This window comes from Pedococcus sp. P1_H8 (genome assembly GCF_056405175.1).
Genome location: NZ_JBFUCP010000010.1, coordinates 115,978 through 135,521, shown reverse-complemented (window position 1 = coordinate 135,521; position 19,544 = coordinate 115,978). Strand labels below are relative to the sequence as shown.

Here is a 19,544-nt window from a genome sequence, read left to right as displayed (position 1 = left end):
GCCATCCGGGATTATTTTCACCACGGAACTTAGTTGGTGTCAATAGGCACTTGCGGGGCACCTGACTCACTGCATTAACATCATCCTGAAATGAACGCTGCGGTAGCGAGGGGAGCGACATGGCAGTCACCGACGGGCTCTGGACGGGCGCGGCCGGCAGTGGCGCACTCGACGGCCTGGCCCGCGACCTGGCGCTCACCGTGCTCATCCACGGCCCCCTCTCACGGCGGGAGCTGGCCGACCGGTTGGGCGTGTCAGCACCGACCCTGACGCGGCTCAGCGCACCCCTCGTGGAACGCGGGCTTCTCGTCCCGGCCGACGAGCCGGTCTCCGGACGCCTCGGCCGGCCGGCGAGACCTCTCGACATCGCTGCAGGGGCGCACTCCTTCATCGGCGTGAAGCTGGCCGGCGACAGCCTCCATGCAGTCCGCACCAACTTTCGAGCCGAGATCCAGGCCGCCGCCGACGCACCTTTGACGTCACAGGATCCAGCCGAAGTCATGGACATCATCCACGACCTGCTCCCACGACTTGGTGCGACCCACGACATCAGCGGCCTGGGCATCTCCCTCGGCGGGAGCACGCCCGACCACCGGCGGGTTACGCGAGCGCCCTTCCTGCACTGGACGGACGTGCCCTTGGCGGATCTCGCCACCGAGCGCCTCGGCCTCCCCACAGTCATCGAGAACGACCTCGTCGCGCTCACCGTGGCGGAACAGTGGTTCGGCGACGGTCGCGACGTAGACAGTTTCGCCATCATCACCATCGGTGCAGGCGTGGGCTACGGCCTCGTCATGCACCGACGCCTCGTCACCAGCCCCGATGCCGGAGTCGGGCTCGTCGGTCACTTCCCCGTGGATCCCGACGGGCCGTGGTGCGCCGACGGCCACCGCGGCTGTGCGGACACGATGCTCAGCCTGACCGGCGTCAGGGCGCAGGCCGGGCTGGCCCTTCGGCGGGACGTGACCTACGACGAGGTGATGCAGCTGGCCCGCGCCGGCGATCCCGCAGCGACAGCCATCGTGAACGCCTCCGCCAGGGCGCTGGGACGGCTGGTCTCAGCCGTGGCCAACCTGACGATGTGCCAACGGATCTTCCTCTCCGGAGAGGGAATCGAGCTCGCGATCGTCGGGCGCGAGGCGCTCTCGGACGGCATCCAACGCGACAGGGACCCGAACGCCGACCCTGTAGACCTCGTCATCCAGCCCTACGACTCCGACCTCTGGGCCAGAGGCGCCGCCTCCGTGGCCATCCAGCAGTTCGTCCTCTCCGAGCCGATCTAGGGAACAGCGTCGGCTTACTCCTTGGGAACCGGGGCCTCGCGCACACCGGTGTCACAGCGCTCGTGGACCGCTTGACGCCCGGCGACCGGGCGAAGGGCTCGCACGTCTGGGGATGTTGTCGCGCGTGGCCGCCGGTCAGACAATGGGCCATGACCCGGCGCAGGCTCACCGACATCCTTGCGATGTCGCTCGGAGGTCTGTACGTCGTCGCGGGCATCGCGGAGACAATTCGCGCCGTCGTCACCGGTGACGGCGGAATCCCCTTCTGGTTTGGATCCCTCGTCGGTGGTGGCGCGCTGATCCTGCTGGGAACTCTGGGTCTGCGTGGTCGCCCGAGGTTGGCCCGCGGCCTCGTCACGGTGGGGTGTCTCGCCGGAGTGCTCGCGACCCTGTGGACGATTGTCATCCCCCTGTTCGCCCTGACCGTCGTCGTCCTCGTGCAACGGAACGGCGAGGACGCACTGGCGCGACCGTCGGCATCGTGATGCTCCACGGATGGGCTCAGCCGCCGCCACCCCCACCGCCCGCTCGCCCCCGCGAGTCGACCCCTGATCAGGAGCCAGCGACGTAGTCAGGACGACTGCCGGTGGACAAGCTCTAAGGGCACGAAGGCCACGTCGTTGACAGGGACGCAGCAGCTGAGGTCGGCGCGGCAGGCCGCCGGTGGTGGTGACGCTTCGAGAGCTGCACGCACGCCGCGGAGCTGGTCCGCAAAGGCGGTGAGCTCCTCGATGCGACCGGCGATCTCGGACTGCTTCTCGTCGATGAGCTGCACGACCCGGTCCTGGGCGGAGCTGCAGTCTGCTCCGCCCCAGACGGGCAGCAGATCGCTGATCTGCTCACAGCTGAGCCCGAGCCTGCGGGCTCGGGTGACGAACAGCAGGCGGACGGCCGACTCGTCCTCGTAGACCCGGTAGCCCGAGCCGGTACGCGCCGGCGCGCCCATGAGGCCGATCCGCTCGTAGTAACGGACCGTCGAGACGGGCACACCCACCTGCTCGGCAAGCTGTGAGATCCGCACCTTTCAACGGTAAACCCGTCACCCGGGTTCAGGGTCAAGCCCTTGACCTTGAACCCGGGTTCAGGGCCTACCTTCGGCGCACGGACCGAGACACGGTCCACGCACCAGGGAGGCAGCGATGTACGAAACACGCAAGGTCGTTCCCGTCGACGACATCGAGATCGCCTGCACCATCGTCGGGGACGGCGACCCCGTCGTCGTCCTCCACGGCGCGATCGGCCTCGGCAGCGCCTACCTGCGCACTCTCGACACCTGGGGCGACGAACTCCGCCTGGTTCACTACGACCAGCGTGGCAGCGGTGGAACTCCGCTCGGTGATGCGCAGAAGGTCACCTTCGCCGGCGGCGTCGAGGACCTCGACGGGCTACGGCGAGCGCTGGGTCTGGACCGCGTAAGCCTGCTCGGACACTCGGCTGGCGCATACCTCGCGGCGCTGTACGCAGCCAAGTACCCCGAGGCGGTCGCCGGTCTGGTGCTGCTCAACGCCGGTCCCCCGCTGGTGCCGGACCTGATGCGACGGTTCGGGATGTCGATGGCCGCCAGACGAACGCCCGCCGACGATGCCGCTCGGATGGCCATCGAAGAGTCCGACGGGTTCCGAAACCACGAGCCGGCCGCGTTGGAGCACCACCAGCTAAACACGTTCATCCCCTTCTTCAGGGATCGCGCGACCGTCGACAGGGTCTCCTTGGGATTCACGGCGATCACGGCCGCGAACGTCCAACTGGCGGCCGAGCGGATGGTCGGAAGCTTGGGCGCCCTCGACCCGATGCGGCAGTTCGCCCACATAGGCTGCCCCACGCTGGTCGTCCATGGGGGGCTGGACCCCATCCCCGTCGACTGGAGTCGGCTCGTGGCCGACACGATTCCTCGCGCCGACTTCGTCGTCCTCGAGGCCGCGAGCCACTTCCCGATGATCGAAGATGCCGCCGCACTGCACCGCGCCGTCATCCCCTGGCTCCTCCGACTGCCCCGTGAATCCGTCAGGCCGAGCCGCCGTGGTCCGGCGCCTGAGGTCGCCATCGCAGCGGTGGCATCTGCCGTCCGCGCAGAATGACCGTTGCGGTACCCAACGGAAGCCTCGCTGTGCATGCGTCGCGGGCGGTTTGAGGCTGGCTGCGCATTTTGGGGGAAGTCTTCACAGGGAAGTGGGAAGACCATGGCGGGTGGGCGCATCCGCACACCGACGGCATCGGAGGCCCGACCGGGTGCGCGTTGGGAGGCGTCATGGCGTCCAGAACTCTCCTGGCCGGTGTCGCCGTCGTCGCGACGGTAGCCCTGGTCAACGTGGCCCCCGCGGAGGCGCGGGATCGGCCCTTCTCCACCTTCCGCATGGTCGTCCGGCCTGTGCTCGATCCGGGTGACGGTGGTAGCACGACGGGAGGCAGCGGCCAGTTCAGCAAGGTCGCCATCGAGCAGTATCGCTGCAACGTCGCCGCCGGGGCCGCGTACGGCTCGCCGGCTGGCGCCATGGACATCTCGTGCAACGACACCGAGCCGTACCGGCAGGACTTCAACCCGGACAACGAACTCGCGATCGCGGTGAACCCCAAGGTGCCGACGCACCTCCTCGCGGGGTCCAACGACTACTTCTACCGGTTCAACAACTCCACCGGTGTCCGGCAAGCACTGGTGCCGACCGGGTTCTTCACGTCGATGGACGCGGGGGCGACCTGGGTGGACGGCCAGGTCCCGCTCCGCAGCGGCAACGGTGCTGGAGACCCGTCGCCGGCCTTCGACGGCAAGCTGTCCGGCAGCACGGCCGCGACAGGGTGGGCGATGATGGCGCAGCTGGAGAACACCGGCGGCCAGGGTGGCCCCTACGTGTCCCAGGGCGATGTCGCAGTCAGCTGGTCCTCCGACGGAGGGATCACGTGGAACGAGCCCGTGACCGTCATGAAGGGCAAGGGAACCGGCATCGGTCCAGCCAACAGCGCGCTGTTCTTCGACAAGGAATGGCTGACCGTCGACAACTACCCGGCCTCGCCGCACTACGGGCGCGCCTATCTCGTGGCGGCGCGGTACCTCAACGGGCTCCAGGGCTCGTATGACGAGTCGCCGGTCTACTTCGCCTCCTCGGACGACGGTGGTCGGACCTGGTCGGACCCCAAGGAGATCTCGGGCACGAACCCTCTCTGCAGCGCGCAGAGCGCGGGACCGGCGGGCGAGTGCGACGAGGACAGCTTCCCGATCCCCGAGGTGGCCTCGAACGGTGACCTCGTCGTGCACTTTGCCACTGGCAACGTCGACGCGGCGTGGGAGACGGCCGGCGAGTACGAGCAGACCTTGCTCGCGGTGAAGTCCACCAACGGGGGCGCCACCTTCAGCGCCCCGGTCGTCATCGCCCCGCTCGAGGACGGCGCTGCCGACACCCCGTGGAGCGTCATCGGGCGACAGACCGTGACAGGACACCAGATCCGGTGGCAGTCACCGGGCACCATCACCGCCGACCCGACGAACGCGCAGCACTGGGCCGTGGTCTACAACGACAACGCCGCCGGCGTGCACGACAACGCCCCGGCCAGCTGTCTGAACGACATCCCGGGTGAGGCGCCGGACTACAACCCGTGCGGCGCCGTGACCGACACGAACATCTACCTGGCCGAGAGCTGGAACAGCGGGGCCTCGTGGACGCCACGGATCACCCTCGACGGCTCCGCGGGCGACCAGTGGTTCCCCTGGGCTGACTTCCGCTCCGACGGCTCCCTCGCCGTGGCCTACGACTCCAACGAGAACATCGCCGACCCCGGCGCTGACCGCGACGACACGTTCAACCACGTGCTGCTCACCGTCGCGCCGCGGACCTCCGCCGGTGGGCCCGCTGTGGTCACCGGCCGTGAGGTGCTCGTGCCCAACGGTGCCGGGCGTCAGCCCACGGAGCAGGTCGACCTCTCGGTGACGCACTGGGCAGGGCAGTACGTGCCACCGAGCGCCTGGCCCCGCAGCTGCGGCCCGGACGGCTACACCGACCCGCCGGTCACGGATGCGTCCGGCAAGGACTGCAACGTGTTCGACGGCGACTACACGGGTCTCGTGGTCGGCTCCGACGACCGCGTCAACGTGGTCTGGACCGGCCTGAACCGGTTGGCCGTCTCGCCCCAGATCGACGCCTACACAGGGCTCCCGCACGACGGGTACGCGCAGGACGCCATGTTCGCCCGCAGGTAGGAAGTGAACAGCTAGGAGGTGAAGACGAGGAGGGCTGTGCCGTCGGCGGCGCCGCGGCACAGCCCCCTCTATGCCGCGGTAGACATTCAGCGTGGGCCGAGCTGCGGGTCGCTCCCGTTGGACGCGTACTGAGCCGTCGCGGCTAGCGGCTCGGCTCGGTGGCCCGCTCCTCCTGGTCCGCGGCCTGTTGAGCGACGGCCGCACCCTTGAGCTTTCGCGGCCACGCGCTGAAGTCGCCCAGCAGCGTGAGCAGCGCCGGCACCAAGATCGTCCGCACGACCAGCGCGTCGATGAGCACCCCCAGCCCCATGACGAACGCCAGCTCGCGGAACTGCCGCAGCGGGATCAGCGCGAGCATCCCGAAGCTCGCCGCCAGGGTGATGCCGGCTGCGGTGATGGCGCCGGACGTCTCGGGGATCCGCTCCGCAATCGCCTTGCGGAGCGTCGTGTGGTTGGCCCGGGTCCAGACGTGACCGACCCCGTAGATGTTGTAGTCGGAACCAAGGGACAGCAGCAGCACCGAGGCCGCGAACGGCACGTAGAACGCCACACCCTCGTGGCCCAGCCGGTCCTGGAAGACCAGCGTCAGACAACCCAGCGACGCCGCGAGGGCAAGCACACTGCAAGCGAGCAACAGCACCGGCGCGACGATGGCACGCAGGAACACCATCAACAGGACCAGGTTGACCAGCAGCACCGCGACCGCGATGCGGCGAAGATCGGCGTTGGTCGCTGCCACCAGCTCGCTGGCCACGGCGGTGTCTCCGGCCAGGCCGTATCGGGCGCCCTCCAGACCAGCCCGCTGCAGCAGTCCGGGCATGGTCGCCGACAGGTGGTTCAGGTCTCGGATCGCCGTGGGCCCAAGGGGGTCGTGGTCGAGGATCACGAGGAGGCGAGCCGCGTCGCCACTCTTGGTCACCAGTGCACCACGCACGACCTCGTCCGGCAGGGCGTTGGGGCTCAGGACACCGGCGACCCCCGGCTGGTGCCCGAGCTCCTGACCGAGGCGGGTGAGCTTCTCCCGATCACTGCCGACGCCGTTGCCCTGCAGTAGCAGCTCGGTCGGCCCGACGATGCCGGGCGCGAAGCCCGAGGAGGCCGCTTGCGCGGCCGCGTGCGGCTCACTGTCAGAGGGGAGCGACGCGACGAAGGACACGCCGAGGTGGAGGCGTCCCGCGTCGGCGGAGAGCGCCGCCAGCCCCAGCACACAGGCTCCTCCGAGGACCAGCGCCACCACCCTGACGGTCAGGACCCGGGCGGCGGCACGCGCCACGGGAGGACCGATGCTTCGCTTGGGCCGCGTCGGCGACGTCGGCCAGAACAGCGCGCGACCGAAGATGGCCATGAGGGCCGGCAACAGGGTCAGCGAGACGACGACCGCCGACAGCACCGACAGGGACAGCACCGGTCCGAAGGCGCGGAAGAAGCCAGACTTCGCCACCAGCATCGCCGCACTGCCAGCCGCCACCGCGATCCCCGCGACCAGCACGATCCGACCGGTCTGCGAGGCCGAAGCCCTGGCCGCCGTCAGCTTGTCCAAGCCATCTTCGAGACCGGTGCGCATACTGGACAGGTAGAAGATGGCGTAGTCCGTGACGATGCCCAGCACCAGCGCGAGAACCAGCGGTTTGAGTTCCTCGGGAGCCCCGCCCTCAACGAACCCGCCGGCATAGTTGGTGACGCGCACGGCCAGGAAGTACGACGCCGCGGCCGTCACCAGCGCCACGAGCGGGGCGACGACCGAGCGGAACTTGAGGGCGACGATCCCGATGACCGCCACGAGGGTTGCGCCCTCGAGTAGCAGCAGGTGGTCGTAGAGGATCTTGGACTGGGCAAGCTGCGCGGGAACGGTGCCCGTCACCCCGACCAGGTGGTCGTCGGGCTGGTTCACGTGCTGTTGGCCGAACCTGCGCGCCGCGGCGACCTCGTCGCCGAAGGTCGTACCCGGTTTGGTGAAGACGAAGCTCAGGGCCGTGGTGCCCTGCTCCGACGACGACGGAAAGGCGCCCTGGCTGTTGGCGATGGGCACCACGGCCACGATGGGGCCGACGTCACCGATGGTCTTCTTGGCCACCCCTACCGCGCGCTGGACGACCCGCTGCTGCGCTGCCTGCGACAGGCCGCGCTCATCGCGTTGGACGAGCAGCGTGCGGGACAGCACCGGGAACCCGAAGGCCTTGGCCGACGCTGTTTCCGTCGCGATGGCGCGGCTGTTGGGCGGCGCGAACCCGCCCAGGTCCGCGTTGGGGGTGGTGGCAGGGAGCCACAGGGCGGCCGCGATCGCGCCGACCGCCCACCCCAGCACGACGAACCAGCGGAGCCGCACCACCAGCCAGGCGTAGATCCTGGCGAGCGAGCCGGCCTCGGACTTGCGCCACGACCTCATTGATCAGCCTTCCGTGTATGGAGAAGGACTATCCCATTTCAGCGTCCGGCACACCCCGGGGCACGCGGCGGCGCGAAGGCGCACCTCGAACGGCATACCCCCCAAGCGGTCCATAGACGCGCCGGCCGGGTCCGTGGCAGCGTGGCTTCATGATGCGCACTATCGACGCTGACTATCTCGTCGTCGGGGCCGGTGCCATGGGGATGGCGTTCACGGACGCGCTCATCGACCATGCCGACGTCCGCGTGGCCCTGATCGACCGTCGCCACGGTGTCAGCGGGCACTGGCTCGAGGCGTACCCCTTCGTGCGCCTGCACCAGTCCTCTGCCTTCTACGGCGTCGCGTCGACCCTGCTCGGGGGTGGTCAGCTCCAGCAGCGTGGGCCCGAGAAGGGGCTTCAGGAACGAGCCACCCAGTCGGAGATCTGCGCCTACTACGCGCGGATGCTCGACCGGATGGTTGAGTCGGGGAAGGTCGAGTTCTTTCCCAACTGCGAGTACGTCGCTGACCGCGGGGTCGTCTCGCGCATCTCGGGTGAGCGGTTCGAGGTGTCGGAGGGGTGCCGCATCGTCAACGCCCACTACCTGGCCCCCAGCATCCCCGCGGAGAAGCCGGCGCCGTTCGACGTCGCCGAGGACGCCCGGGTGCTGCCGGTCAACGACCTGGCGCGGCTGGAGGAGGCGCCGAGCCAGTACGTCGTGGCCGGGGCGGGCAAGACCGCGACCGACGCCTGCATCTGGCTGCTGTCACGGGGCGTCGACCCCGACGCGATCTGCTGGGTGCGGCCCCGCGACCCGTGGATGATCAACCGCGCCGTGGTCCAGCCGAATCCCGCGATCTTCCTCGGCATGGCCGCCGACACCATGCAGGCAGCGGCCCAGGCGACCTCGCTCGACGACTTGTTCCTCCGGCTCGAAGAGGCCGGCATCATGCTGCGGATCGACAGGACGGTCCTGCCGACGATGGCCAAGGCCCCGACCCTTGCCACGTGGGAGCTCGAGCAGCTCCGCACGCTCGAGAACGTCGTCCGACGCGGGCACCTCAGGACCGTGGACCGGGGAAAGCTCTCCTTCGCCGACGGATCGGTCGCCGTCGCGGAGGACGCCCTCGTCGTGCACTGTGCGGCAGACGGACTGAAGTACCCCCCGCTCGTCCCCGTCTGGCGCCCGGAGGAGATCACCCTGCAGGCGATCAGGGCCGGCTTCCCGTGCTTCGGGGCGGCACTGGTCGGGTACGTCGAGGCGACCCGCGCTGACGACGACGAGAAGAACCGGCTCTGCCCGCCGACGCCGTACGGCAACTCGATGGCGGAGTGGGCGCGGATGAACGTCCTGGGCACCCGAGCAGCGATGTCCTTCATGGCCGAGCCCGACATCAGGGAGTGGTGCAACCAGGTCTGGCTCAACCCGGCGCGCATATCGCCCGGACAGCCCGCGTCGGCGGCACTGGATGACGCCCGCGAACGCCTGGCGACGCACACCGGTCCGGGGCTGTCAGGGTTCGCGGCGCTGTTGTGAGCCGGTCTCCTCAGCCGGCCTCGACACGGACGTTCCCCGCCGGTGGCGATCAGGCCGGGGCCTGCCGCTCGACGAGCGACTTCAGGTTCGCTAGCTCCTTGCGCGCCTCTGTGGGGCTCAGGATCGCCAGCTCAATGACCTTGCCAACCGGACCGAGTCGGCGGCGCCACTGGGTGGCAACGTGGAGCCGCAGGTCCGTGCCCCCAGAGCGCCCGCTGAGACGCGAGGTCACCTCGAGCTGCAGGCCGAAGTAGGCATCAGTCCTCGTGACCAGTTCGCGCGGTGCGTCGGCGCGCAGCACCGTCGTGCGCGCGGAGAGCGGGCCCCGTCTCGAGACGTACGTGGAGCCGGGCAGGCCGTGGGCACCCTGCAGGTCCCCGATTACCGGCTTCCCGGTCTGCCACTGCGGAATTCGGGTGGGGTCGACGTAGGTGCGCCACACCTGCTCAGGTGTTGCCTTGATCCAGACGGAGTGCTCGAGCTCGCCCACGCGATCCACCTCCGCGCCGACGACGACGCCGACACTCACAAGGGTACGCATCCGGCGTCCGGGCAGCCTAGGTCCGCGTCGCCCGCATCTGGGCCGCCACTGCTTCGGCCTCGCGAGAGTCCTCGCGCAGCAGGCCGTCCACCACACCGGCCCCGTCCTCGTCGGAACGGTTCTGGCTGAGCTTGGCCTTTGCCTCCACCCGCTCGACGGCGATCTCGACACCCACGATCGCGCGCAGCTGGCCCTGGAGGTATCGCTCGGGCGCATCGGCACTGCGCCACGGCGCCTCACGATGTCCCTCGTGCCGCTCGACGAGCTCGTCCACGGCTCCACGGACCCACTCGGCGTCGTCGTGCACCGTCGCCCTCCCGGTGAGCTGGACCACCGAGTAGTTCCAGGTGGGCACGACCCTGCCGTGCTGGGCCTTGCTGGCGTACCAGGACGGCGAGATGTAGGCCTGCGGACCGGTCACGACCAGCAGGACCGGTTCGTCGGCGCCGATGGACGTCCAGTGCGGGTTCGCGCGGGCCAGGTGCGCGATGACGGTGTCGCCGCGCCAGACGACGGGGAGCAGGGTCGCCAGCGGGTAGCCGTCCGGGCCGACAGTGATCAGCTGCGCAGAGCCGATCTCCGCGACCATCCGGCGGATGGCCTCGGCGTCGTCCAGGGCATTGAAGTGGGGCACGTACATGGCCGTCAGTCTCTCTCCCCGCCGAGCCGCACGCGCACGGCAGCACCCGCGCACAGGACGACGACGAGACCGCCGACGATCGTGGTCCAGGTCAGGTCCTCCCCCAGCAGCAGTCCCGCCCAGGCGATCGACAGGACCGGCTGGACGAGCTGCACCTGGCTCACCTGGGCCATGGGTCCGATCGCCAGGCCGTGGTACCAGGCGAAGAACCCGAGGAACATGCTGACCACACCGAGGTAGGCGAACGCGGCCCACTGCGCCGTGGTCCCAGACGGTGGTTGCTGGGACGCGGACAGCACCGCCAGGAACACCATGAGCGGCGAGCAGAGCACGAGCGCCCACGACACCGTCTGCCACGCGCCGAGCTCGCGTGCGAGCAGGCCGCCCTCGGCATAGCCGATCGCCGCAGCCACCACCGCGCCGAAGAGGAGCAGGTCCGACCACCGCAGCTGCCCGACGCCACCCCACTGGGCTGACGCGAAACCCATCGCCGCGACCGCACCCACCACCGCGATGACCCAGAAGGCGACCGGCGGACGCTCGTGAGCGCGGAGCACGGCCATCGTCGCGGTCGCAGCCGGCAGCAGCGCGATGACGACGGCGCCATGACTCGCGGGTGCGGTCGTCAGCGCGTACGACGTCAGCAGCGGGAATCCGACGACCACCCCGCCGCCGACCACGGCGAGCCGCGCCCACTGGCGGCCACGCGGCATACGTTGGCGGGTCAGGGCAAGAGCGGCGCCGGCCAGCACGGCCGCGACCACCGCACGACCCGACCCGATGAACAACGGCGACAGGCCCCCGACCGCCACGCGCGTGAACGGCACGGTGAACGAGAAGGCTGCTACTCCGACCAGGCCCCAGAGCAACCCGGCGAGCGGCGTGGAGGGTACCGCCGTGCGGGATTTCAGAGTAGCGCTACTATGTTGCGTCATGAATGACGATAGCAGTTCGCGGATCGCTGCGAAACTCCGGGACTGGATCGCGAGCGCTCCCCCCGGTGCGCGCCTGCCGTCGACGCGAGCCCTGGTCGACCGGCACCACGCCAGCCCGGTCACCGTGCAGAAGGCCTTGCGAGAGCTCACCACCCAGGGACTCGTCGAGACCCGGCCCGGCGTCGGGACCTTCGTGCGGGCGGTCCGCACGGCGCGACCCTCGGACTACGGCTGGCAGACGACCGCGCTGCGCGCCCCCCAGTCGCGCGGCCAGGCCGTCTCCACCGCCATGCGCAGCGCGCCGAACGACATCATCGCCCTGCACTCCGGCTACCCCGAGCGCGAGCTGCTGCCCGAGCGGCTCGTGCGCGCAGCCCTGACCAGGGCGGCGCGCGGCGACACGGCCACTTCGCGACCCCCGGCGGCCGGCCTCCCCGACCTGCAGTCGTGGTTCGCCCACGAGCTCGGTGCCGCAAGCCCGGTCGGGGTCACGCCTCCGGCCGCGAGCGATGTCATCGTGCTGCCGGGGAGCCAGAGCGGGCTGAGCTCGGTGTTCCGCGCGCTCGTGGCCGGCGGGCAGCCCGTGCTCATGGAGTCGCCGACCTACTGGGGTGCCATCACGGCCGCGGCCCAGGCCGGGGTGCGCGTCGTCCCGGTGCCCTCAGGACCCGACGGCCCCGACCCCGACGAGCTCGCGCGGGCCTTCGAGGAGAGCGGCGCCCGCGTGTTCTACGCACAGCCCAACTACGCGAATCCCACCGGCGCGCAGTGGTCGACCGAGCGCGCGGAACAGGTACTCGGCGTCGTCCGCGACCACGGCGCGTTCCTCGTCGAGGACGACTGGGCCCATGACTTCGGCATCACCACGACGCCCAAACCCGTTGCTGCGCATGACGATTCGGGCCACGTGATCTACCTGCGCTCATTGACCAAGAGCGTGTCCCCGGCGCTGCGCATCGCCGCCGTCATCGCTCGCGGGCCGGCCCGCGAGCGCATCCTCGCCGACCGCGGAGCCGATTCGATGTACGTCAGTGGCCTCCTCCAGGCGGCGGCACTCGACGTCGTGACCCAGCCCGCGTGGCAGACCCACCTGCGCAGCGTCCGTGAACAGCTCCGAGCCCGTCGCGACCTCCTCCTCGACAGCCTCCGTGAGCACGTGCCGCAGGCCCATGTCGAGCAGGTGCCGACGGGTGGCCTCAACCTGTGGGTCCGCCTCCCGGACGGCACGGACCTCACCGAGCTCGTCACCCGCTGCGAGCGCGCCGGGCTGCTCATCGCGCCGGGCACCGAGTGGTTCCCGGCAGAGCCCGCCGGACCGTTCCTGCGCCTCAACTTCAGCGGCCCCAATCCGAGCGCCTTCCCCGATGCTGCGCGGATCCTCGGCGAGTCCCTCGAGTCCCTCCGCGCCCAGGTCCACCGCTGACGGAGCGCGTGGTGAAAGAGTCGCGCCATGCGTGACCTGTCTGCGTGGGCCGAGGCCGCGGTGAGCCACGTCCGGACTCGGGCGCTCGGTGCGCCGATCGACCCGGCGCTGCGCGTGACGCTGAACTTCCACCCCGACCGGCAGCACCGCGGCATACCGATCCTGCGGTCCATGGCGCGCGACGGGCGCTACCGCAACCAGTTCGAGACGGGCACCGGCAACGGTGGGCTGACGGCGCACCCGGGCGGCAGGCGCTGGGTCTGGGAGCAGCGCATCTTCGGCGGCGCGTACGACGACGCCCCGGCACAGGAACGCCCCAAGTACGGCGCCCTCAACCACCGCGACTCCCCCGTCGGTGGGGCACCACGGTTCGGGTCGGCGCACCTGCGGCTCGCTCCACACACCCTCGCCCGCACCACCTTCTGCTACCCCGACTCGGTGTTCGAGCCCGAGCACTTCGGCACCGCCACCCACCTCGACCTCACGACGGCCGCCGACCAGGACTGGACGACGGGGGTGACCGAAGACCTCGACAACTACGTCGAGGCCCACGTCCACGGGGTCGTCGACCTCGCCACCGACGTCGAGGCCCTCGTCCTCGACCCCGTCTACCGCGGCACCTCGGTCGAGTCGGACGCCGCGGCGTTGCCCTGCGAGGTCGAGTGGCACGGCGGCTTCCGGCTCGACCTCGCGACGGTCCGCGCCAACCCGGAGTACCGCGGCGCCCACATCGTCGACGTCGCAGCGCAGGTCGCCGCCGACGGCCACCTCGACCCGGCCGTCATCGGCGCCGCGGTCGCCACCGGTCGCCAGGACCCTCAGGACGTCAAGAAGGTCTGGCACTACCTCGCGCGTTTCGGCGGGCCCGGCTGATCGAAGGCCACCGGCTCACCTGACTTCCTCGAGCACCGCCTGGATGCCGCGGCGCGCGGTCGCGACCATGGCCGGGTTGGTGTGCAGGTAGTAGGGCAACGCGATCACGCCGCCGGAGACGACCAGCCCGCGCGCGCGCTGCACCGTCGCGTCGTCCGCCCCGGTCAGCGCGAGGAACCTGGCGCGGGCGTCACCCTCGAGGACGTGCCAGGCCGGCGTGATGTCGTATGCCGGGTCACCGGTGGCCATCGCCCCGAAGTCGAGCACTCCGGCCAGGCTGCCGTCCCGGACGAGGAGGTTGCCGGGGAGGAGGTCGGCGTGCAGCCACACGGGTGGGCCGTCCCAGTGGGGTGCGGCGAGCGCGTCCTCCCAGACCGCCGTGACCCGATCGACGTCGAGCAGGCCGCCGCACTCCGCGAGGGCGTCTCGGAACTGCTTGTCGCGCTGGGCGATCGGCATCCCGCGCACGAACCCGTCCGACCCCGGCACCGGCGCACCCGCCAGGTCGATCGACTGCAGTTCTCGGACGAACTCGCCGAGGTCCCGAGCCAACTGGTCCTTCGACGCGAAGTCGGCAGTCAGCGCGTCCTGGCCGTCGAGCCAGCGCACCACCGCCCAGGGGAACGGATAGTCCTCGCCGGGCTTGCCCACGGCGACGACCTCCGGGACGGGCAGCGACACGTGCGGGGCGACCACGGGGAGCCAGCGCACCTCCTTGAGGAGGCCGCCCACGGCACCGGGAGTCATCGGCATACGGAGGGCGAGGTCGTCGCCGAGGCGGAAGACGACGTTCTCGGTGCCACCTGACGGGACGCGCACGATCGGCAGGTCGGCCCACTGCGGCAACTGAGCCGCGACGAGCGAACGCGCCAACGACTCGTCGATCTCGACCTGGTCGGCGTGCAGTCGTGGGGCGAGCATGCCCGCCATCCTCAGTCAGAGGATGCGACCGCCACAAACGGATATCCCTGCTGGGACCGGCTGCTGGGGCGAACCGCGGCGATGCTTCTAGGCGGAGCGGCGCAGGGCGGCGACGGCCGGCAGGTCGTCGAGTGCCGAGAACACCGCCGTGTCGCAGACCGTGCAGCAGAAGCCGCCGGGCAGGTCGTCGATCACGGGCACGAGGATCCGCTCGCCCTGGCACTCGTCACACCAGGCCTGGACCGCATGCAACAGCAGCACATCCGAGGTGTTGTCCATGCATCGAGAGTGACAGGAGGCACCGACAGCCGCGTGGACCCACGCCGTTCAGGTGGGCCGTGTGCGCACCAGGACGGGCTCGGCCAGGTCGGTGTTGTCGACGACCAGGTCGGCTCGTGACCACGGAGACCGCTCGGCGAAGTAGAGCCGCTGCCCCTCGACGTAGCGCCGCAGCTCGGGATGCGCGGGGTCGGACGGCGACCCGTCGCGCACCGCCATCCGCGCGGCCGACACCTCGAACGGCACGTCGACGAACACGGTGAAGTCGAAGCAGCCGGCCAGCTCGGCCCGATGCAGGAAGAGCCCGTCGACCACCACGACAGCACCCTCGGGAGCCTCGACGAGGTCCGGTCGGAGCACCTCGTCGGTGCGCACGTCGTGTCCGGCCGGCCGGAAGCGCCGCGAGCCTCCCGGACCCAGCGGCCCCAGGGCCTCCTCCAGCAGGCGCGGGTAGTCGTACGAGTCCAGCCAGAAACCCTCTGGCGACTGCGGGCCGCGGGCGTGGCGTCTCGCTCGCACGCGGTGCCATCCGTCGAGCGAGAACTCCACGACCGGACGCCCCAGGTCTCGAAGTGCCGCCGACAGTTCGGCGGCAAAGGTGGTCTTCCCCGCGCCATCGACGCCGTCGACCCCCACCCGGACACAGTCCGGTCCGACGGCAACAGGCACGCGGGCAGCCACCTCGGCCACGAGCGCCTCGCGGACGCTGGTCCCTGCGAGGGACTCGGGACCGGCCCCGAACCCCGAAACCATCAGCCCGGGACCAGCCAGCCCAGGAGAGTCACGAGGCCGATGACGGCACACACGACGAACAGTCCGGCCAGGGCCACCGCGATGATCGTGGCGGCATCCGTACCGCCCTCTCCGGAGGACGAGCCGTTGGCCGACCCTTCGTCCGCCGCTCCGGCGCCCGCCGCTCCGGCGCCCGGCGGCCGGGGCGCGCCACTCGGGGCGGTCGGCGTCGTGACCTGCTCAGCGCGTCGCCGCAGCGCGTCGACCCGCTTGTTGCCCTCCCGCTCACGCACCGACCGGGGCAGGCTGCTCCACATCTGGGCGAAGTGGTCGCCGTGCCGTTCCCGCCAGGCCTCGACCGCCTCGTCCACGTCCTTGCCGCGTCGGGCCGTGCCGAACCAGGCCGCCCCCGCCGCCGGGAGGTCGCGCATCGCGTAGTTGACCTCGCCCAGCAGCTCCAGCGCCTCGGCGTCGAACTCGCCGGCCAAGTGACCGACGAGGCGCTCGCGCGCCTTCCACTCCCGCCCGGCGTCGAGGTCGGCCCGAGCACGCTGGACCGCGTTGCTCGGCTGGCTCGAAGGCTGCGTCTGGGGTTCCTCGGTCACACCACGTGAGTATGCCGTGCCCTCCCCCGCGCGCCGCCTCCGATCCGCGTCATCGCCGCGTCATGGGGCGCACGCGGCATACGTCATCCGTTTGGTGGGGAATCCCACAGAGGGGTTGCAATTGTTACCCACCGGTAGCACCATGGAAGTTACCGGCCGGTAAGGGCCGCTCGACCACAAGTCATCACTCGGAGGTTCCCCGACATGGGCCACTACAAGAGCAACCTGCGCGACCTGGAGTTCAACCTCTTCGAGGTCTTCGGCCGCGGCGACGTCCTGGGCACCGGCCCCTATGCCGACGTCGATGCAGACACCGCCAGGGAGATGCTGAAGGAGGTCGCGCGACTGGCCGAGAACGAGCTGGCCGAGTCGTTCGCCGACGCCGACCGCAACCCGCCGGTCTACGACCCCAAGACCTACTCGGTGACGATGCCCGAGTCGTTCAAGAAGAGCTATCAGGCCTACGTCGACTCCGGCTTCTGGAACGTCGACGTCCCGCGCGAGCTGGACGGCACCGTCGCCCCGCCGAGCCTGAAGTGGGCCATGAACGAGATGGTGCTCGGCGCCAACCCGGCGATCGCGATGTTCGCCGCGTCCTACTCGTTCGCCAACCTGCTCTACATCCTGGGCAACGACGAGCAGAAGAAGCTCGCCCACTGGATCGTCGACAAGGGCTGGCACTGCACCATGGTGCTGACCGAGCCCGACGCCGGCTCCGACGTCGGCGCCGGCCGCACCAAGGCCAGCGAGAACGCCGACGGCACCTGGAACGTCACCGGCGTCAAGCGGTTCATCACCTCCGGCGAGTCCGACATGACTGACAACGTCATCCACTTCGTGCTGGCCCGCCCCGAGGGCGCCGGCGAGGGCACCAAGGGGCTGTCGCTGTTCATCGTCCCGAAGTTCCACATCGACCTCGAGACCGGTGAGCTCGGCGAGCGCAACGGCGCCAACGTCACCAACCTCGAGCACAAGATGGGCCTCAAGGTCTCGACGACCTGCGAGATCACGTTCGGCGACAAGGAGCCGGCCATCGGCACCCTGCTCGGCGACGCCCACGACGGGATCGCCCAGATGTTCCGCGTCATCGAGCACGCGCGAATGCTGGTCGGTACCAAGGCGATCTCGACCCTGTCGACGGCCTACCTCAACGCGCGGGACTACGCCAAGGAGCGCGTCCAGGGCGCCGACCTGACCCAGATGAACGACAAGGCCGCGCCCCGCGTGACCATCACGCACCACCCCGACGTGCGACGCTCACTGATGACGCAGAAGGCCTATGCCGAGGGCCTCCGCGCGCTCGTCATGTACACCGCGACCCAGCAGGACATCGTCCACCAGGCGTTCCTCGAGTCCGGCTCCGAAAAGCTCGCCGAGGGCTCCCCTGCCGAGATCGCCAACCGCGTCAACGACCTCCTGCTCCCGATCGTCAAGGGCGTCGGCTCCGAGCGCGCCTGGGTGCTGCTCGGCACCGAGTCGCTGCAGACCCTGGGCGGCTCCGGCTTCCTGCAGGAGTACCCGATCGAGCAGTACATCCGCGACGCCAAGATCGACACGCTCTACGAAGGCACCACGGCGATCCAGGGCCTCGACTTCTTCTTCCGCAAGATCATCAAGGACAAGGCACAGGCCCTCTCGCACGTGGCCCTGCAGATCCAGGAGTTCGCCAAGGACCTCGGCGCCAGCGGCGGACGTCTCGACGCCGAGCGCGAGCTGCTCGGCACGGGCCTCGAGGACGTCCAGGGCATCATCGGCTACATGGTCGGCGAGCTGATGAAGTCCGACCCGCGCCAGGAGGGTGGCGAGCTGTCCAACCTCTACAAGATCGGCCAGAACACCTCACGCCTGCTGCTGTCCGCCGGCGACCTCGTCATCGGCTGGCTGCTCCTGCGCCAGGCGGCCGTGGCTGCGAAGGCCCTTGAAGGAGAAGGGTTTTCGGCCAAGGACCGCGACTTCTACGAGGGCAAGATCGCTGCCGCGTCGTTCTTCGCGCGCAACGTCCTGCCCAAGATCGCGGCCGAGCGCGCGATCGCCGAGGCGACCGACAACGCGCTGATGGACGTCCCCGAGTCCGCGTTCTGACGCGTTCCCACGCGTTTCCCACCCAAGGTATGCCGGGTGCTCCCGGCACGCTCGAAGGGCTGGCTTCCCCTGGGAGCCAGCCCTTCGGCATACCTGCTCTTGTTCGTCAGGCTGTGTGGTCCCGCCCTCCCCTCCGGGGACGAGCGCACCTCACTTGTTCGGATCAGCCGGCGAAGCGGATGTCACCTCAACGCGGGAAGCGGATGAAGTCGCTGAACTGCTCGCTGCCGGTGCCCTTCGTGGCGCGGCGGTAGCTGTAGGTGTCCGAACGCACGTGGTTGTACTCCTCCACCATGAAGCTGCCGTCGCTGTTGACCTTGGCGACGTAGGCGACGTGGCCCCAGGTGCCGCTGCTGCGGACCGCGATGTCGCCGACCCTCGGGGACTTGTAGACGGGGATGCCGGCGGCGCGAGCGGCGTCGTCCCAGTGCTCGGCGTTGCCCCAGTGCTGGCCCTGGTAGGAGTTGGAGAAGGAGACCCCGAGGTTGTGACGGACGCGCCAGGCGGCGAACGACGTGCACTGGCCCTTGTAGAAGTTCCACGGGTCGACGCCCGAGGCGGCGCCGCGGTAGGGGTAGTCGTCCTTGATGGCGCCGGACGGCGGGGTCGTGGGCGGGGTCGTGGGCGGGGTCGTGGTGCCACCGCACTTCGGGGCGACGAAGCCGTCCCGACCGGTGTAGACGTAGGCGTCCGAGACGAACTTGCCGGTGCCGATCTTGTCCCAGATGTTCGAGGTGCCGTAGGTGCCCCTGACCGTCGACCCGTAGGTCTGGCAGCTGATCGTGACCCTGGTGCCCTTCGGGAGGGTGGTCACGGCGCTGTAGGACGTGCCCGGGCCGGAACGGACCGTCAGGCTGGCGGCGCTGGTCCGGATCGTGCCGGTGGCGGCATCGGCGATCGCCGCGCCACTCGCGACGACGGACAGGCCGAGGGCGCCGGCGAGGGCCATCCGGACCGGCTTCTGGCTGAGCTTGAGGGTGCGCATTGTCGTTCTCCTGCATCGTTGTTCGGATCGTCCTGCCCCGTGGCGGGACCGGCTGCTGACAACGAAGCTAGGAACGAAGGCGATCGCCGTCGATGGGGAGGACTACCCCGGCGCAGGGGTCACGCACGGACCGCTGGGAGGGGAGCACTCCCC

The 19,544-nt window shown here is 70.0% G+C and carries 18 protein-coding genes; 8 read left to right on the top strand and 10 right to left on the bottom strand.

Annotation, left to right across the window (positions count from 1 at the left end):
- Positions 1-119 precede the first annotated feature (119 nt).
- Together AC1DYG_RS15735 and AC1DYG_RS15730 are read left to right on the top strand one after the other, a co-directional pair.
- Positions 120-1,283, top strand: a complete 1,164-nt coding sequence (locus AC1DYG_RS15735) for an ROK family protein (protein WP_477640811.1) — start codon at positions 120-122, stop codon at positions 1,281-1,283.
- A 149-nt stretch (positions 1,284-1,432) separates the two neighbouring features.
- The gene (locus AC1DYG_RS15730; RefSeq protein ID WP_477640810.1) at positions 1,433-1,768 is read left to right on the top strand and encodes a hypothetical protein; all 336 of its coding nucleotides are present in this window, start codon (positions 1,433-1,435) and stop codon (positions 1,766-1,768) included.
- A gap of 86 nt (positions 1,769-1,854) precedes the next feature.
- On the opposite strand, the gene AC1DYG_RS15725 is transcribed toward AC1DYG_RS15730, so the two are convergent.
- Positions 1,855-2,304 carry a MerR family transcriptional regulator gene (locus tag AC1DYG_RS15725; RefSeq protein WP_477640809.1) on the bottom strand — a complete coding sequence of 150 codons (450 nt, stop codon included), beginning with the start codon at positions 2,302-2,304 and terminating at the stop codon, positions 1,855-1,857.
- A gap of 118 nt (positions 2,305-2,422) precedes the next feature.
- Between AC1DYG_RS15725 and AC1DYG_RS15720 the strand changes: the two genes are divergently transcribed.
- Both AC1DYG_RS15720 and AC1DYG_RS15715 read left to right on the top strand, forming a co-directional pair.
- On the top strand, positions 2,423-3,361 hold the full coding sequence (locus AC1DYG_RS15720; RefSeq protein WP_477640808.1) for an alpha/beta fold hydrolase: 939 nt from the start codon (positions 2,423-2,425) through the stop codon (positions 3,359-3,361).
- A gap of 170 nt (positions 3,362-3,531) precedes the next feature.
- Complete coding sequence (locus AC1DYG_RS15715) at positions 3,532-5,472, top strand: sialidase family protein (protein WP_477640807.1); 1,941 nt, start codon at positions 3,532-3,534, stop codon at positions 5,470-5,472.
- Positions 5,473-5,614: 142 nt separating this feature from the next.
- On the opposite strand, the gene AC1DYG_RS15710 is transcribed toward AC1DYG_RS15715, so the two are convergent.
- Positions 5,615-7,858 carry an MMPL family transporter gene (locus tag AC1DYG_RS15710; RefSeq protein ID WP_477640806.1) on the bottom strand — a complete coding sequence of 748 codons (2,244 nt, stop codon included), beginning with the start codon at positions 7,856-7,858 and terminating at the stop codon, positions 5,615-5,617.
- 149 nt (positions 7,859-8,007) lie between these two features.
- Here AC1DYG_RS15710 and AC1DYG_RS15705 point away from each other — a divergent pair, with 149 nt between their 5' ends.
- Positions 8,008-9,375, top strand: a complete 1,368-nt coding sequence (locus AC1DYG_RS15705; protein WP_477640805.1) for an NAD(P)-binding protein — start codon at positions 8,008-8,010, stop codon at positions 9,373-9,375.
- Positions 9,376-9,424: 49 nt separating this feature from the next.
- Here AC1DYG_RS15705 and AC1DYG_RS15700 read toward each other — a convergent pair whose 3' ends face one another.
- Genes AC1DYG_RS15700 through AC1DYG_RS15690 form a run of 3 tightly spaced genes read right to left on the bottom strand, consistent with a single transcriptional unit; the run spans position 9,425 to position 11,491 of the window.
- Positions 9,425-9,916: an SRPBCC family protein gene (locus AC1DYG_RS15700; protein WP_477640804.1), complete on the bottom strand. Its 492-nt coding sequence runs from the start codon at positions 9,914-9,916 to the stop codon at positions 9,425-9,427.
- A gap of 16 nt (positions 9,917-9,932) precedes the next feature.
- Positions 9,933-10,556, bottom strand: a complete 624-nt coding sequence (locus tag AC1DYG_RS15695) for an FMN-binding negative transcriptional regulator (RefSeq protein WP_477640803.1) — start codon at positions 10,554-10,556, stop codon at positions 9,933-9,935.
- Positions 10,557-10,561: 5 nt separating this feature from the next.
- Complete coding sequence (locus AC1DYG_RS15690) at positions 10,562-11,491, bottom strand: DMT family transporter (RefSeq protein WP_477640802.1); 930 nt, start codon at positions 11,489-11,491, stop codon at positions 10,562-10,564.
- Between AC1DYG_RS15690 and AC1DYG_RS15685 the strand changes: the two genes are divergently transcribed.
- Together AC1DYG_RS15685 and AC1DYG_RS15680 are read left to right on the top strand one after the other, a co-directional pair.
- Entirely contained in the window at positions 11,490-12,914 is a 1,425-nt protein-coding gene (locus tag AC1DYG_RS15685) for an aminotransferase-like domain-containing protein (RefSeq protein ID WP_477640801.1), read from the top strand. The genes AC1DYG_RS15690 and AC1DYG_RS15685 overlap by 2 nt on opposite strands.
- A gap of 27 nt (positions 12,915-12,941) precedes the next feature.
- The gene (locus AC1DYG_RS15680) at positions 12,942-13,787 is read left to right on the top strand and encodes a DUF3626 domain-containing protein (protein ID WP_477640800.1); all 846 of its coding nucleotides are present in this window, start codon (positions 12,942-12,944) and stop codon (positions 13,785-13,787) included.
- Between the two features lie 15 nt (positions 13,788-13,802).
- Here the strand turns inward: AC1DYG_RS15680 and AC1DYG_RS15675 are convergent, their stop codons facing one another.
- From AC1DYG_RS15675 to AC1DYG_RS15660, 4 genes are all read right to left on the bottom strand, one after another.
- Complete coding sequence (locus AC1DYG_RS15675) at positions 13,803-14,708, bottom strand: aminoglycoside phosphotransferase family protein (protein ID WP_477640799.1); 906 nt, start codon at positions 14,706-14,708, stop codon at positions 13,803-13,805.
- Positions 14,709-14,795: 87 nt separating this feature from the next.
- Positions 14,796-14,987 carry a hypothetical protein gene (locus AC1DYG_RS15670; protein ID WP_477617286.1) on the bottom strand — a complete coding sequence of 64 codons (192 nt, stop codon included), beginning with the start codon at positions 14,985-14,987 and terminating at the stop codon, positions 14,796-14,798.
- Positions 14,988-15,035: 48 nt separating this feature from the next.
- A complete protein-coding gene (locus AC1DYG_RS15665) occupies positions 15,036-15,740 on the bottom strand; it encodes a nucleoside/nucleotide kinase family protein (protein WP_477640798.1) in 705 nt (234 codons plus the stop codon).
- The gene (locus AC1DYG_RS15660; protein WP_477640797.1) at positions 15,740-16,324 is read right to left on the bottom strand and encodes a DUF6584 family protein; all 585 of its coding nucleotides are present in this window, start codon (positions 16,322-16,324) and stop codon (positions 15,740-15,742) included. Before AC1DYG_RS15660 ends, AC1DYG_RS15665 begins: the two co-directional genes overlap by 1 nt.
- 204 nt (positions 16,325-16,528) lie before the next feature.
- Here AC1DYG_RS15660 and AC1DYG_RS15655 point away from each other — a divergent pair, with 204 nt between their 5' ends.
- Entirely contained in the window at positions 16,529-18,406 is a 1,878-nt protein-coding gene (locus tag AC1DYG_RS15655) for an acyl-CoA dehydrogenase (RefSeq protein WP_477640796.1), read from the top strand.
- Positions 18,407-18,593: 187 nt separating this feature from the next.
- Here AC1DYG_RS15655 and AC1DYG_RS15650 read toward each other — a convergent pair whose 3' ends face one another.
- Positions 18,594-19,391, bottom strand: coding sequence for a CHAP domain-containing protein (locus AC1DYG_RS15650; protein ID WP_477640795.1), 798 nt, complete (start codon positions 19,389-19,391; stop codon positions 18,594-18,596).
- Between the last annotated feature and the right edge of the window lie 153 nt (positions 19,392-19,544).